At 41.6% G+C, this 15905-nt stretch carries 12 protein-coding genes; 6 read left to right on the top strand and 6 right to left on the bottom strand.

What is annotated here, in order from left to right; genetic code table 11:
- Window positions 1-87: 87 nt before the first annotated feature.
- Window positions 88-225, bottom strand: coding sequence for a hypothetical protein (locus tag AY606_RS16470; protein ID WP_249409199.1), 138 nt, complete (start codon window positions 223-225; stop codon window positions 88-90).
- Between the two features lie 644 nt (window positions 226-869).
- Here AY606_RS16470 and AY606_RS01940 point away from each other — a divergent pair.
- The 3 genes from AY606_RS01940 (at window position 870) to proB (ending at window position 4141) form a co-directional block, all read left to right on the top strand.
- Window positions 870-1244, top strand: a complete 375-nt coding sequence (locus AY606_RS01940; RefSeq protein WP_067863890.1) for a winged helix-turn-helix transcriptional regulator — start codon at window positions 870-872, stop codon at window positions 1242-1244.
- A 515-nt stretch (window positions 1245-1759) separates the two neighbouring features.
- Window positions 1760-2980, top strand: coding sequence for an Obg family GTPase CgtA (gene cgtA, locus AY606_RS01945; protein WP_067863893.1), 1221 nt, complete (start codon window positions 1760-1762; stop codon window positions 2978-2980).
- A 27-nt stretch (window positions 2981-3007) separates the two neighbouring features.
- Entirely contained in the window at window positions 3008-4141 is a 1134-nt protein-coding gene (proB, locus tag AY606_RS01950; RefSeq protein WP_067863896.1) for a glutamate 5-kinase, read from the top strand.
- Between the two features lie 142 nt (window positions 4142-4283).
- On the opposite strand, the gene AY606_RS01955 is transcribed toward proB, so the two are convergent.
- From AY606_RS01955 to AY606_RS01975, 5 genes are all read right to left on the bottom strand, one after another.
- Window positions 4284-5603: an McrC family protein gene (locus AY606_RS01955; RefSeq protein WP_067863899.1), complete on the bottom strand. Its 1320-nt coding sequence runs from the start codon at window positions 5601-5603 to the stop codon at window positions 4284-4286.
- Between the two features lie 11 nt (window positions 5604-5614).
- Complete coding sequence (locus tag AY606_RS01960; RefSeq protein ID WP_067863902.1) at window positions 5615-8146, bottom strand: McrB family protein; 2532 nt, start codon at window positions 8144-8146, stop codon at window positions 5615-5617.
- 893 nt (window positions 8147-9039) lie between these two features.
- The gene (locus tag AY606_RS01965) at window positions 9040-9399 is read right to left on the bottom strand and encodes a MazG nucleotide pyrophosphohydrolase domain-containing protein (RefSeq protein WP_067863905.1); all 360 of its coding nucleotides are present in this window, start codon (window positions 9397-9399) and stop codon (window positions 9040-9042) included.
- Window positions 9359-9631 carry an HNH endonuclease gene (locus AY606_RS16025; protein ID WP_067863908.1) on the bottom strand — a complete coding sequence of 91 codons (273 nt, stop codon included), beginning with the start codon at window positions 9629-9631 and terminating at the stop codon, window positions 9359-9361. Before AY606_RS16025 ends, AY606_RS01965 begins: the two co-directional genes overlap by 41 nt.
- A 579-nt stretch (window positions 9632-10210) precedes the next feature.
- On the bottom strand, window positions 10211-10915 hold the full coding sequence (locus AY606_RS01975) for an SIMPL domain-containing protein (RefSeq protein ID WP_067863911.1): 705 nt from the start codon (window positions 10913-10915) through the stop codon (window positions 10211-10213).
- Between the two features lie 473 nt (window positions 10916-11388).
- On the opposite strand from AY606_RS01975, the gene AY606_RS01980 reads away from it, so the two are divergent.
- The 3 genes from AY606_RS01980 to AY606_RS01990 all read left to right on the top strand — a co-directional run bounded on the left by AY606_RS01980 (window position 11389) and on the right by AY606_RS01990 (window position 15831).
- Window positions 11389-12762 (top strand): diaminobutyrate--2-oxoglutarate transaminase, encoded by a 1374-nt coding sequence (locus AY606_RS01980; protein WP_067863914.1) that lies wholly within the window; start codon window positions 11389-11391, stop codon window positions 12760-12762.
- Between the two features lie 3 nt (window positions 12763-12765).
- Window positions 12766-14298 (top strand): pyridoxal phosphate-dependent decarboxylase family protein, encoded by a 1533-nt coding sequence (locus AY606_RS01985; RefSeq protein ID WP_067863917.1) that lies wholly within the window; start codon window positions 12766-12768, stop codon window positions 14296-14298.
- A 162-nt stretch (window positions 14299-14460) separates the two neighbouring features.
- Complete coding sequence (locus AY606_RS01990; RefSeq protein WP_067863919.1) at window positions 14461-15831, top strand: MFS transporter; 1371 nt, start codon at window positions 14461-14463, stop codon at window positions 15829-15831.
- Window positions 15832-15905: the final 74 nt, after the last annotated feature.

Genomic DNA, 15905 nt, shown 5'->3' on the forward strand with positions numbered 1-15905 from the left:
TTACTGAACATTGTACCTTTTTAGTTTGAATATTTGCATCGACAATGACATCCACTAACCGACAGCTAATCCAGCTTGTAATAATGCTTAACTGTAATCTTCAGTATTTAAGTTTTGATAAGCGACAGCTTTGCCTGAAACTCCAGTAATGTCCTTTGCAAGATTGGCCAGGGTGAAATTGCCAGAGCCTGCAAGCTTATAAGTTGTATGGTCATAAGCTTGCAAGACTAAAACTTTTGCTACGGCTTCTGCATCATTTTGAGGTCAAGATGGACAAAATTCTCAAATCTTCCCCATATAAGGTGTCGAATTCTAGAGCATTAGCTATTGCATTTAAATAGTTCTGGCTATACCGGTTTTTGCGTAAAAATATATTTTAATCCGCTGCCTTCAATCAGTGCTTCTGTCTCTGAGGATAAATCTAAAGCTGATATTACTATTGAATAAGCTGGTATAAGCAAACCCTGACTGGTTGGCAGCCTCAATTAAGGCTTGATGCTTTGTTGTGCGAGACCTATTGCATTGGCTTAAATATGTAGCAGTTTATCAATCCGCGACCATGCCGAAGAGAGCGTTTTAGGTGCATCATAATCAGAGTAACTTAGTTCAGCTTTTGCTTTTAAAGGAGTTGTCTTAGGTGCATTTCGAATCAGTATCACTATGTTTAGCGCCACTATATGGTCTGTAGCGGTATTTTTAATAACCAAGCAATAGCCCATTGACCTGTAGCACAGGTAATTATAATTTTCATTCTAAAAAGCGCTACATTGTTTATTTTATATACTTGATGTTTATATTTTATTATATTGACATTACTTATATATAAGTACATGCCTAAAAGTAAGTTAATTGCGGTCTGGAGAGAGTTGATGAGTAACTATGCAACGAGTCATTTGCTTGGACAGGTTTTATCCAAGGAGTGTCCATCGCGTGAAATATTGGAACACTTAACCACCAAATGGTCTGTGTTGGTTTTACGCTGTTTAAGTGACGGTGTGCATCGTTTTAGCGAGTTAAAACAGCGCATAGAAGGGGTAAGTGAGAAAATGCTGGCGCAAACCTTAAAATTATTGGAAAAAGATGGTTTTTTGATTCGTACGGTTTATCCGGTTGTACCGCCGAAAGTGGAATATCAGTTGACGCTTCTGGGAGCGCAGGCAGCTGAAAAAATGACAATGCTGATTGGTTGGATTGAACGAAATTTACCTGAAATTTTAGAAAATAAACAAGGTGTTGCTCAATGATAATGGTGAGTCATTTAAATGGCTTATAAATATTTAAGCACAGGGGCTTTTATTTGAAACTGGCTGTTTATTGAGAGACATCCAAGAATAAATTTATTTAAAATTCAACTTTTTTAAAGTTTAAACTACAATTTGATGTTTTAAAAAATCTAAGAACGGAAGCTTAGACGCAGAGAGAATGTATTTAAGGAATAATTTAAGTGAAAATATCCCTGCATTATTTTATTAATTTTTTTGAAATGCATGAGCGTTAATTTTGGACTGACGTTTATTTTAATAATTAAAAAATAAAGTAAGTGAAATTTATCTGAAAAATAAGTTTTACTTAGCTAAGTGGATGGTTCTTTTTAATTTTCTGGTTGGATAATTAAACTAAATTATGCAATATCATCCCCGTTCAAGCCAAATCTGTCTTAACAAGACTAAAATTCATGTAATGCTGAATAATTCTATTCGAGAAATTTTATAAAATATGGCAGAATATGCGGTTTTAAAGTATTTAGAGGATTGGCAATATGCGCTTTGTTGATGAAGCAGTCATTACCGTAGAGGCTGGCGACGGTGGCAATGGCGTAGCCAGTTTTCGCCGTGAAAAATTTGTACCATTTGGTGGTCCAGATGGTGGTGATGGTGGTCGTGGCGGTAACATTTATGTTGAAGCCGGTAACGACACCACCACTCTTGTAGATTATCGTTATACACGTCGATTCCGTGCAGAACGTGCTAAAAACGGTCGTGGTGCGAACTGCGCAGGCCGTGGCGGTGAAGACACCGTATTAAAGGTTCCAGTAGGAACCACAATTGTTGATACAGAATCAGGCGATATCATCGGCGACTTGGTCACTGATGGTCAACGTGTATTGGTGGCAGCAGGCGGTGACGGTGGTTTGGGTAATACTCACTTTAAATCATCTACAAATCGCTCGCCACGTAAATGCACAACGGGTACCAAAGGTGAATACCGTGAAATTCGTTTAGAGCTTAAAGTTCTTGCGGATGTGGGTTTACTGGGTATGCCAAATGCAGGTAAATCTACATTTATTCGTGCAGTATCAGCAGCAAAACCAAAAGTTGCAGATTATCCATTTACCACCATGGTTCCAAACCTGGGTGTGGTAGATGCAGATAGCCATCGTTCATTCGTAATGGCCGATATTCCCGGGTTAATCGAAGGTGCGTCGGAAGGTGCAGGACTGGGTATTCGTTTCCTTAAACATTTGGCACGTACCCGTATTTTGTTGCACATTGTAGATGTTCAACCAATTGACGGTTCAGATCCTGTTCATAATGCCAATGCAATTTTACAAGAGTTGAAGAACTTCTCTCCAACTTTGGCTAAATTGCCAGTGGTGTTAGTGCTGAATAAAGTTGACCAGCTTGACCCAGATACCAAAGAAGAATGGTGTAACCATCTTCTGGAAGAAATGCAGTGGGAAGGCCCGGTATTCCAAACTTCTGGCTTGATGTCTGAAGGAACGAAAGAAGTTGTTTATTACCTGATGGATCAAATTGAACAACAACGTGAACGCGAAGTTGAAGATCCTGAATACGCAGCAGAAATGAAAGCATTCCGTGATCAGCTTGAAGCTGAAACACGTGAACAGACCATTGCAGCGAAAGAAGCTTATCGTGAAATGCGTCGTCAACAACGTCTTGCTGGTCTGTTGGCTGAAGAAGACGATGAGGACGATGAAGCAGACGACGATAACGATGTAGAAGTGTTTTACGTACGTTAAGCTCTTAGTAGAGTAACTGAGGACAAGATGATAGAAGTGGTAGATGGGCAACGTCAGCTCAAGGGTTGTAAACGAATCGTTGTTAAAATCGGATCATCTTTACTCACAGCAAATGGGCAAGGTCTAGATTTGGATGCAATTTCGCATTGGGCGAAACAAACTGCAGATCTATACAAGGCAGGACACGAGATCATACTCGTGTCATCAGGTGCTGTGGCTGAAGGTATGGTTCGGATGAAATTGTCGAATCGACCCACTGATTTACCGAGTCTTCAGGCGTGTGCTGCTATTGGTCAAATGGGTCTGATTCAAACTTGGTCGAGTGTATTGGAAAAGCATTCCATTCAAACGGCTCAAGTTTTACTGACGCATGATGATCTGGCAGACCGTCGTCGTTATTTAAACTCTTGCGATGCTTTGCAGCATTTGATTGATTGGCATGTGGTTCCGGTCATTAATGAAAATGATACGGTATCGACTGACGAAATCCGCTTTGGTGACAACGATACTTTGGCCGCTATGGTCGCAGGTCAGGTTCATGCAGATTTGTTGATTATCTTGACCGATCAGCAGGGTATGTTTGATTCTGACCCGCGTTCTAATCCAAATGCAAAACTGTTCCATACGGTTCGTGCTCTGGATGAAAGCCTGTTTGATATGGCCGGTGGTGGTGGAAAATTTGGTCGTGGTGGTATGTTGACCAAAGTTCGTGCTGCACGCCTAGCTGCAAAATCAGGTTGTCCAACACTCATCGCCAGTGGCGAAAGTGACAATGTACTAGCCCGCTTGATGTCTGGTGAATTGCTCGGAACCTTGTTTATTACCGATAATGACCGTATTACTGCACATCAGCAATGGTTGGCTGCACATTTGCAAACAGCAGGGCGTTTAGTCTTGGATGATGGTGCGGTGAAAGCGATTAAAGAAAACCACCGTAGCTTGTTGCCTGTTGGTGTAAAAGCTGTGGAAGGGCATTTTGACCGTGGTGACGTGGTTGAATGTGTCGATTCACAGGGTGGTCGTATTGCTGTTGGTCGTGTCAATTTTAGTTCGCGTTCAGCTGAAATTGTGAAAGGTTTATCTTCGGATAAAGTGTATCAGGTTTTAGGTGAAGCACGTTCATTGGAAATGATTCACCGCAATCATATGGCGATTTATTAATTGATTAAGTTATTGAATTTTGTGAATATTTATTAATATTGTGATTTATTAACTACCTATTTAACTACTTCTAAAAAGCTCATTTATATTGTGAGCTTTTTGCTCTTAGCATTATTTAAAATAGTGCTCTTGGTCAGTCAATTCATGACAGCGTATTTATAAATACCGTATCTAGACTGCCGCAAAGAGGCAATAGCAACTGCTTATATTTTAGGCAGAAAGGCAGTACCCACAGCCGTAGTTGGGGTGATTTCGGGAATTCAAATACAGGTAGGGGTTTATTGAATGTATCAGTTTTCGGGTAGATCAATACTACATTACCGTTGCCGTCGAGATAGTTCTGTCCATAGGCGTGAAGCTGATAGAAGTCCCCTTGACTCAACCCATATTTCTCTGAACCTTTGGTCTGTTGCCTGTCAATCAGCTTCCATTTAGTATCTAATACTAAGAGATTCACTTTCGATTTCTGCACTAGCAGATCAGGTATGAGACGGAACCAATCTTTCTCAAGATGTCTGACCAGAGACAGGCTTCGAGCCTGTGTGCGAATTGTGAATTCCTGCTTAAGTTGCGTGGCAAGGTGTTGGGCAACGAAGGCTTCGAATACTGCTTCCATAGGGAATAGTAGGGATGGCGCACTATGACTACCTACGCCAGTGAGTGGCGATTCATCTTCTAGAATTAACTGTGCCCACGCAAGAGCTCCGGCATAATGCGCCATGCCGCGATCCAAGCGTATCCGCTGGAAGTCCGCACAGGGATGTTTCGATGCGGGTACCTCGGCAAACACAAAGCATAGCTCACGTGCCAGTTGCTGATGTGGTTGCGAGTTTGTCCAGACGAGTACACGTAGCAATGCTGTGTGCAACAGGCGATTTTCAGGTCGATCAGGCGAAAATTCATCAAATTCCGAAAAGAAGCGATCACGGCGACATATGTTGCGTTGCAGGTGCGTAGCTATCTGTAACTTACCACGTAAGGCGAATAGGTTATCCTGTTGCAGGGTATAATCACTACGTAGGCCGCGTTTGACTACGTGCTCAACCGCATGCAGGAACTCACCAATGAACACCTCGAGCAACGGCATGCGAGTAGCCACTAGCTTTGCGCTTTCGGTCTTGATATGACGAAAACCACCCAAGCAACGAAGCATTTCGATTAGCAGGGCACGAGCCTCAACATCCCCACCACCGATGGCTTTAGCAACTTTGGGAAGTATTTCGATCTGATATCCATTTGGTGCCCGAATCACGCCCACAAAGCTGGTAACCTGTACAGCTCGCCGACCTCGTCGCTGAGATAGTCTTAGCCACGCAGTTTTGCCCACTTCTGTCATCTGCAGTGCTTGGGATTCCAGCCAGACAAACACTTGCGGTGGCACCGAATGCAGGCCTACAGTATCAGATACCCCAGGTGTGGCAGCTACCAAAGCATCGAATTCGTAGATCGTGGTGCCTGGCATTTCTTCGCTCCTCAAGCATAAGGCTGGTAGATGCCAAGATATGCGGCAGGGTTGGCAAATGCTGAATACTGAGATTGATAGCGGCGCTTAGTGTCATAGCTATCAAGACCATGGTTATTGCCAAACAAATCATTCAAATCCTGTTCATGTGCATCACTCTCAGTAATGAATTGAGCCGTCTCAGACTTTTGATTGTCGCCCAATACTAGTCGAATCTTGTGCCAATCCTCAAAAAAGTATTCTTCAAGTAAGGGTACGATACGATTGCGGAAGATGTCAGCCAATTTTTTAAAGCGAGCCTGTCCATCATTCACATCCGTCAGTACCGTAAGATAGGCATGGCCGATGCAGTGATCGCGGTCGTACAGAGCTTCTATACGTTCATTGATGCGTTCTAGCATCCTGCGCACATCAATCGTGCCGATTGCAGTGGTAACTATCAATCCAGCTAGCGGTGCGCTGTGGGGGTCATTTGTATCTTTCACAGCGCGGGTGTCAGGCAGTAGTGGTACGAAGTCGAATCGTCGGCGCAAGGCCGTGTCTAATAGAGCAAGTGATCGATCCGCCGTATTCATTGTGCCGATAATGTCTACGTTTGCAGGGACTGAAAACTTTTCACCCGAATAGGCTAGTGTCAGTTCAATAGGGGGCTTACTGCCATTGAGGGGATCGCGCTTGTCTGGTTCAATTAGAGTGATCAGTTCACCAAAAATTTTGCTGATGTTACCTCGATTGATTTCGTCGATCACCATAGCGAAGCGTTGGTCAGGAACTTGACGGGCTTTATTGCAAAGTTCCTTGAAAGTTCCGGAGCGAATTTCGTATTTCACTTCGCTGGTTTCATCATCGCCATTCAAAACTGGGCGCAATCCTTCAACAAATTCTTCGTAGCCGTAGGATTGATGGAATGTTACGAAGCTGTAGCGCTGCACCATGGTAGTATCCTGGTGACCTGTTTTGAGCTGCTCGACTTGGTTTACTTTGAGCTGGTCGACCAGCGTGATCAAGTCGGCACAAGCATCCAGCCAATCACCGGCGAACTGCCAAACCGAGTCAGCTGTCTTGTCAAATACGGCAGGGCCTCGGCGTGTTTTCACTTTCACGGTGGTGGATTCATCTACGGTGTGGTCTTGGAGGGTGCGCCACACTGTTTGCTGCACTGTATTATTTGATCCATTGGCTATGAAAGCCTGAATAAAATGATGCTGAGAAATCTCAGCCACCTTCGCCTTGCCACCCATATCGTACAGCGCAGCTGCTACGCGTTCCCACCACTTCAACACAGCAACTTTCTCTGTAACGATCTGAGTGCGCAACTCTTGAGTGGTAACGGATGCAGCCTGCTGCTCGTAATCACGCTTGAGTAGTTGCATCAGTGTATAGGTTTTACCTGTTCCGGGTGGGCCGTAGTAGATGCGGTTGAAGCAAGTGATTGTGCGCATTTTTTTGCCTATAGCATTGGTAGGAAAGGTTGCTAGTGTAGCTCCATCGCTCATGCTAGCATCTTCAATTGGCTCGCCGGCTAGCGCAGCGAGTTCTGCCAAGTCCGTGCTGAAAAACGGCGTGAGCAAGGTGGACTCGAATTCAGGTAGGTCATGCGCGGCTACTTGCCAGAAGGTCGAATTGCCTTGTGGCGACCAGTTTTTGGAGTTGGCAGTGTAGCGGTCAGTACGCTGGGCAGGTTTAAGGATGCGATAACTACGTTGCAACCAACCATCACCTTTATCACAACGTATGACAGGCGATGTGAACTGAGCAATACGCTGCGGGCTGTTACCATGGCACAGGAAGAACAAGGTGCCTACCGGTGCCTCTGCGAACTTTTTGCCTTGCTCTTTGCCTGTGTTCCTGTGCATTACCGCTAATTGATCGACCAGATACTGTCGACGCTCCGTATCGGTGAAATTGGGTGGGTTACCATGAGAGAGTTTCCATATCACTAGATTCTTCTGGCTCCACGCTTCCCATACCTGTTGGCCGAACTCCAGAATACCAAGGTCGACCGGACGTCTGGTTATTGTTGCCTTCTGTAGCGCGGCCATGTTTTGGCTTATGGTTTCGCCAACGAACATTGCTAGCGGTGCACGCTTGAAGATGTCGACAATCATTGGAGACTGGCGATTCTGATAGTGGAAAGCAATTTTCCATTTGAAGGCCTCACCCAAATATTCGAATGATTCAATGGCATCCAAATTACCTTCGGCTGCCCAATTTGCAACCTGTGCCACGAAACCGCGTACCTGCTTGAAGGCGACTTCTGCAGTAGTACCCAGCGATGAATACCAGCCATGGGTATCGGAATAGGAAAGTTTGTTGTCAGATTTTTTATCTTCAGTGTCCTTGCGCGAAAAGACACCAAATTTAAACGATGAACCACCCCAGATACTGCCCAATTCGTCAAGGTGTGACTCGATCCAGTAGGTGAAACTTTCCTTTGATCCTGCTTGACTATAGTCATCCAGCGTCATTATGGATAACCGAGAGGCAGGCCAGACAGACAGGAATTCATCCCAGAGTGTATATTGCTTTTGGAAATCGCTCATCTCAGTCGTTCCTTAGATGTACTTTTGCATGACGACCTGCTTGGAAATGGCTGCGCCATCGATAAGCGCCTGTACTTCTGTATTCATTGTATTGATATTCAAATATAATTTAAAAGTCACCTTAAATCGTTTGAAGTCTATCATCGGCGATCTTGTAATGTAAACTGAGTTAGATTTATTTTAAGATTTTATAAAGTAGACCTGTAGAACTATACTAAACACGGGCTAGAGCTTCCGAATAATGCGGAATTCTTAGGATATGTGATTCACCTTTACGATCACGATGAGTTTGTTGGAAAAATTGAAGAAAATGATGTAGCTATTAATCGAGTCTATATAAAAATTCCTGATTTAGCTCATGTTTTGACTCTATATTGAAGAGGCTTTAAAAATTGATAAGTACCGGTTGTTGGTTTGTCTATTATTCGAAGTTGATAATCAACATATGATCCATGATGTATGGGCTAATTTTGATGATTAATGTAACGGAAAATTTGCCCGTTTTTTGTGAAGTATAAGAATGTTGTCTGATGGTTAATTTTTATGAATGGTATCCATAGAGTGTTTCATTTAACTTCTAAGACTTCGCTCCGAAAATACATGCTAAATACTTTGAGCAAATTTATTTTTAGTTAAGTTTTTAGTCAGAATGCTAAAAAGAAAGATGTTAAGTTTTGACCTTAAATAGGTTAAATTAGGGTTAAGTAAATGTTAAGTTTTCATCCTGTATATACTCTATTAATAATGTATATAAGTTATTAGGCAGATGAAGTTTAATTATTTGGCTGTAAACCTTTAGTTACAAGGTTTACAGCCAAATAATATTTTTCAACTACTGACAGTAAAATTGCGAAAACTAAATCGAACTTAACTCAGTTAGTGGAATGTTGAATCTAAACATTATCCTTAGCTTCTTTCCACCAAACTAATAGTGTCTCTAGATGTACGCTCGAAAAATCGACACCTAATTTAGATGCTTTACTATAAAGGTAACTAGTTCGTTTTTCATATTTTTGAATGGCAATATCTAAAGCCACATTGCTATCGAGATTTAATCTGCAACCAATATTGATTAATGAAAATAGACAGTCTCCATATTCTTCAAGAAGACGATCGTGGCTTTCGTCATGATCGATGGCTTCTTTTAGTTCGTTGATTTCCTCTTGATGTTTAGCAAAAGCATTCTTATGTGTACTCCAACTAAAGCCGGAATCAATTAGGGTCTGCTGTAGTGTTTCCGCTTTCTTTAACATCATTTTCCTTTAATTCGCAAAATTTAGAATAATGATATCTTAAGTAGTTAATGGTTTTACTTAACATATCAGGATTTTTTTCAGCAAAAGGGAATTCTAATTTGTTCTCAATATAAGGAGACATAATTTCTTGAACTTCAGAATCATTACCGGTTTCAATTAATAAGGTTTCAGGGTTAATAGAAATAAGCTTTCTATCAAAAAGTCTGTCGATGTTTGCAGATAAGGGCAAGAGGCTGAATAGCTTCAATTTGCTTTACGGTGAGCATATTTATCAGTATAAAGAAGTAAAAAAATATTTAACTACCAATTTAACTACTTGATAGTTGGTTTTGGATTGTTATTGATGGTAATTGTTAACACTGCATATTTCAATAAAATATATTTAAAATAATAACTTATGATTAATTTTTGACTTAATGTTTTTGAATGTTTGTTAAAGTAGATCGCAATCATATGGCGATTTATTAGTTTTATAATTTTTTGAAATATAAAGTTTTATTTTTTAATTTTAGCTATTTAACTACCTATTTATTCACTTTAGAAAAAGCTTACTTAAAAAGTGAGCTTTTTTTGGGTCAGTAATTTTAATCTTTTAATTTTGAGTGAAATGATTAATTATTCTGAAAAAATTCAAAGCTTGCATTATATATTTAGTTTTCAATGTGATCGCGAAAAGATCGGATCTTGATTTGTAATCTTCTAAACTATCTTTGCGATGGCGAACGGGGAAAGATCTAAAACTCGAATACGATCGCTCCTTATAAAAAACCGTACAAATGTACGGTTTTTTTATTTTTTGCTTAAAATCTTATTTAAATTGAATCGTACCATTGGCGTTCACGGTAATTTTAGATTCACCTGCTGCTACGTCTTGAGCATCAGCAGCTTCAGCACCTGAAAATTTCGCCATACTGGCACGCATCATGACCGGTTGTGGATATTGATTGCTGGTATTCAAGTTGAGATTAACCAAGTTATAACCCGATTTATTCCATGCCTGGCTCAGCATTTGTGCACGCTGCTGAAAGTTTTTCGACGCTTCAACCATCAACTCATTTTCAACTTTTTTACGTTGTGCATCTGAAACGCTAAAATTAATCGATTGCGTCTGGAAGTTTTGTTGAAGCTCACCAATCAATTGGCTGGCTGCTTTAAAGTCAGTACTTTCAATCTGAATTTCTGCACGACCGCGCCATTCTTTTAGTTTGCGATTCTCGTTATCATAAATTGGATAAGTGGTTTGAGAGCCTGTTTCTACTTTGACTTGCGGATATTTCTTCGCTAAAGCCATAGCTTGATTCATTAGTTGCGTGATTTGTGATGCAAGTTCGGCGGGTTGTTTGTTGCTTTTCTCAATGTATAAAACCGCATGCATTTCATCATTCGATACTTTGCGTGCTGCTTCTGACTGTACATTGATGACGTTGTAATTAAGTTGATCATTTTGTTGAGCAAATGCAGATGTACTGAGAGCAGAAGCTAAAACCACAGTAGAGAGAGTTAAATAACGCATTTTTTTTGCCTGTTTTTGTAAGTAAAATTTAAATTTATAGAAGTGATATTAAAGGGTGTTTATGGTGAATTTTAGTAGAGTTTGTGGTGGGATTGTAAAAATAAGCTGATAAAAAACTATTTATTTTTAATCATAAAATTAAAGAAAAATTATACACTTATAAATTAATTTGCAAGAAGTTTTACTTTATTACACGACTTTATTCATAAAAGCATAAGAAAATAAGGTTTTCTTTCCTCTGTCACAATGTAAGATGATAATACAACCTATAGATTAGCTTGATATTTTTTTCGATGAATTAGGGCAGATAAAGTACCGAAAGTTGTTTATTTTTCAGAAAAAGTCGGTATCATCCGCCCTTTAGTTATGACAAACAAATTCAAGTCTAGCTAGATTCTATAAAGCACCGAGTCAAAGGACCGCAAGTCACCCGACTTATTTCTATCAACCCATATCAGAGATGGTAATTCGATATGAGCGTTTCTTCTGTAAATCCTGCCCCTAATTCTACTAACGAATACTATTTGACTCGCCAAAGCCAGATGGAATCCAATGTTCGTAGCTATCCTCGTAAATTACCGTTAGCGATAGCAAAAGCTTTAGGATGTTGGGTTACTGATGTTGAAGGTACAGAGTACCTCGATTGTTTAGCTGGGGCAGGAACATTGGCTTTGGGCCATAACCATCCTGCGGTCATTCAAAGTATCCAAGATACACTTGCAAGTGGCCTCCCATTGCATACTTTGGATTTAACAACACCCTTAAAAGATGCTTTTACTGAAGCTTTACTTGAGCAATTACCAGGTGGTAAGGCTGAGTATTGTTTACAGTTCTGTGGCCCGTCTGGTGCAGATGGCACAGAAGCAGCAATTAAATTAGCAAAAACCTATACAGGTCGTAGTTCAGTGATCAGCTTCTCAGGCGGCTATCACGGAATGACGCATGGTGCTTTGGCCATGACAGGTAACTTATCTGCGAAGAATTCGGTAAATGGCTTAATGCCTGGCGTACAGTTTATGCCATATCCGCATGAATACCGTTGCCCATTGGGTATTGGCGGTGAAGCAGGTGTAGATGCCTTAACTTACTACTTCGAAAACTTTATTGAAGATGTAGAAAGTGGTGTAACCAAACCTGCAGCAGTCATTCTTGAAGCGATTCAAGGTGAAGGCGGTGTGGTTACAGCACCAACCAAATGGTTAAAGAAAATCCGTGAAGTGACTGAAAAGCACAATATCGTTTTAATTCTTGATGAAGTTCAAGCCGGTTTTGCCCGTTCTGGCAAAATGTTTGCCTTTGAACATGCAGGGATTGAACCTGATGTGATTGTGATGTCTAAAGCCGTTGGCGGTAGTTTACCGCTTGCAGTACTGGGTATTAAACGTAAGTTTGATGCTTGGCAGCCTGCTGGTCATACCGGTACGTTCCGTGGTAACCAATTGGCAATGGGTACGGGTCTTGCAACCATCAACACCATTAAAGAGCAAAATCTTGCGCAAAATGCCCAAGAACGTGGTGATTTCTTACAGGCTGAATTTAAAAAATTAGCGGTAGAATTCCCATGTATCGGTAACGTACGTGGCCGTGGTTTGATGATTGGTGTTGAAATCGTGGATGAACGCCAAAAGGCAGATCACATGGGTTCATTGCCAGGTGATTCGCAATTGGCTGCTGCAATTCAAACCGCATGTTTCGACAACAGATTGTTGCTTGAAAAAGGCGGTCGTAACGGTACAGTGATTCGTTTACTTTGCCCATTGATTATCACACATGATGAATGTGTTGAAGCTGTTGCTCGCTTTAAGAAAGCAATTGCTGAAGCTCTTGTTGCAACTCGAGGCGCATAATACATGGTAGATTTTGCAGAACACCGTAAAGCGTTACTTTGCAATGATGCTCAATCTATTGCTGACTATGAGTCCGCAATGGGTGAGGCTACAAAAGCTGTAGCAGCATGGTTGCATAACGACAAAATGTACACTGGTGGGAGCATTAAAGATTTACGCAGTGCGATTTCTTTTAATGCCACTAAACAAGGCTTGGGCGTACATAAATCGCTTGAGCGTATGGTTGAGCTTTTTTTAAACAAAAGCTTGAAAGTACATCACCCACATTCTTTGGCACATTTGCACTGCCCAACCATGGTGGTGAGCCAAATTGCTGAAGTTTTAATTAATGCAACCAACCAGTCAATGGACTCATGGGATCAAAGCCCAGCCGGTTCATTGATGGAAGTTCAGTTGATTGACTGGCTGCGTCAAAAAGTTGGTTATGGTACAGGTCAGGCAGGTGTATTCACCTCTGGCGGTACGCAATCGAACTTGATGGGTGTGCTACTTGCACGTGATGCCTGCATCTCGAAAAACTGGAAAGACGAAAACGGTAATCCTTGGTCTGTTCAGCGCGATGGTATTCCAGGCGATGCAATGCGTAATGTCAAAGTGATCTGTTCTGAAAATGCACATTTCTCTGTGCAAAAGAACATGGCGATGATGGGCATGGGCTTTCAGTCTGTAGTCACTGTCCCGGTAAAGGACAATGCACAGATGGACGTTGCTGCTCTTGAAGCGACAATGGCTCGTCTGCAAGCGGAAGGCAAAATCGTGGCTTGTGTGGTTGCGACCGCGGGTACCACCGATGCCGGTGCGATTGATCCATTAAAAGAAATCCGTGAAATCACCAACAAATATGGCGCGTGGATGCATATCGACGCAGCATGGGGTGGTGCGCTGATTTTATCGAATGACTATCGTTCGATGCTGGATGGAATCGAGTTATCTGATTCGATTACGCTCGATTTCCACAAGCACTATTTCCAAACCATTTCGTGCGGCGCGTTCTTGTTGAAAGATGAAGCCAACTACCGTTTCATGCATTATGAAGCAGAGTACTTAAACTCGGCTTATGATGAAGAACACGGGGTGCCGAACTTGGTGTCTAAGTCACTCCAAACCACGCGTCGTTTTGATGCGTTGAAATTGTGGATGACGGTTGAGGCACTCGGTGAAGAGCTTTATGGTTCGATGATTGACCATGGCGTGAAGTTGACCCGTGAAGTGGCTGACTACATCAATGCCACGAACGGTTTAGAGATGCTGGTTGATCCGCAGTTTGCGTCTGTATTGTTCCGTGTGATTCCGGCAGGCTATCCGGCAGAATTACTGGATACATTGAACCAGAACGTTGCAGATGAATTGTTTGCACGTGGTGAAGCGAATATTGGTGTGACTAAAGTAGGTGATGTTCAGTCATTGAAGATGACCACTTTAAGTCCAGTTGCGACTTTAGATAACGTGAAAAACTTACTTGATCTGGTATTGGCTGAAGCTGATCGTATTAAAGGTTCAATCGCTGATGGTACATATGTGACTGCGCTTGATTAATGAGTTTTTTCAAAAAAAGGGAGATCAATAGATCTCCTTTTTTATACTTGAAAATAGTAGAGAAGATATGCGTTTAGTGCATAAATACATACCTTTTTAGTCCTTGATCTTCTTATCTGCAGTTTCTAAAGTAGGAAAGATAAGAGAAAAAGGAAGTATCACATGGAGAAGGTTGAACAAGGAAAGTCGTTAATAAAAGAGGTGATCGATCAGAAAATATCGCCTTATCAATGGATGGTCATTTTACTCTGTTTCACTATTGCTTTATTTGATGGTTTTGATACGCAGGCGATCGCATTTACAGCACCAGCCTTGTTAGAGCATTTTAATTTACAACCGGGCGCATTAGCCCCCATTCTGACTGCCGGAATTGTTGGAATGACAGTCGGCGCTATGTTATTAGGGCTGTTGGGCGATAAATTAGGGCGCAGAAAAACCTTACTGTTTTGCACAGCCATTTTTTCTAGTGCTACGCTTCTCACGGCTTTTGTAAGCAATGTTGAACAAATATTTATATTGAGAGTAATTGCCGGTTTAGGCATGGGAGGCGCAACACCTGTATTGTTGGCACTCGCTGCAGAATATTCACCGCAACGCTTTAAAGGCACAGTAACTACAGGCGTTTTATTGGCTTTACCTGCAGGAGCAATGTTTGGCGGGCTACTGGCGGCGAAAATGTTACCGGTGGTAGGGTGGCAGGGAATTTATATTATTGGGGGAGCTTTGCCCCTTGTTTTACTGATTGTGTTGTATTTTGTTTTACCTGAATCTTTAGAATATATGGCACAAAAAAACAGTGTCTCTAATGTTGCTACTATACAAAAAATTCTGAATAAAATTTCTCCTAAAGCTGTCTCATTCACACAGGCAGACCTGATCACAGCCAGTCTGGCAGATCAAAACCAAGCAAAGTTAAGTGTCCTGTTTCAGAATGGATTAGCGCGTACCACAGCTGGCGTATGGGGAACCTATTTCTTTAACTGGATCGCTTGGTTCATGTTGTTATCATGGTTACCTACTATTTTAAAACAGGCAGGCTTGGCACCTGAACAAGCGCCTTATGCTTCCGTTACAGTAAATGCAGCCTTTATTATTTTTGCTATTCCTTTGGCGTATTGGTTACCTAAATTAAATACAGCCAAAATATTAACTTTTATGCTGGTCACAGGAATGGCTGTGGTCATAGGGCTAGGATTACTCATCGAAACGCAGCAATGGGGCTATATTTTTGCACTGATTGCCTTGGCTGGATTTGGTATTGGAGGCCAGCAACTTGCATTGAATTATTTGGTGGTTGCCGCATATCCAACCGAAGTTCGAGCGACAGCGACAGGGTGGGCCATTGGTATGGGCCGGATGGGAGCAATTATTGGTTCAGCCATTGGCGGGATTGTTTTAACCAGCTATGGCGTGACAGGTTATTTTTATGCATTGGGTGTTCCTTTAATTATCGCATTATGCTGTGTTTTCTTAATTAAGTATCAAATGCCACTTCAAAAGGGTCAAACTGATTTTGCAGAAATTTCCCACTAGGCATGAGGCGAAATTAAAATATTTAGTTCAAGTTAATGAGGTCAGATCTGGCCTCATTGACTATATAGCCTATT

Source organism: Acinetobacter sp. SFB (assembly GCF_001647545.1).
Classification (GTDB): domain Bacteria; phylum Pseudomonadota; class Gammaproteobacteria; order Pseudomonadales; family Moraxellaceae; genus Acinetobacter.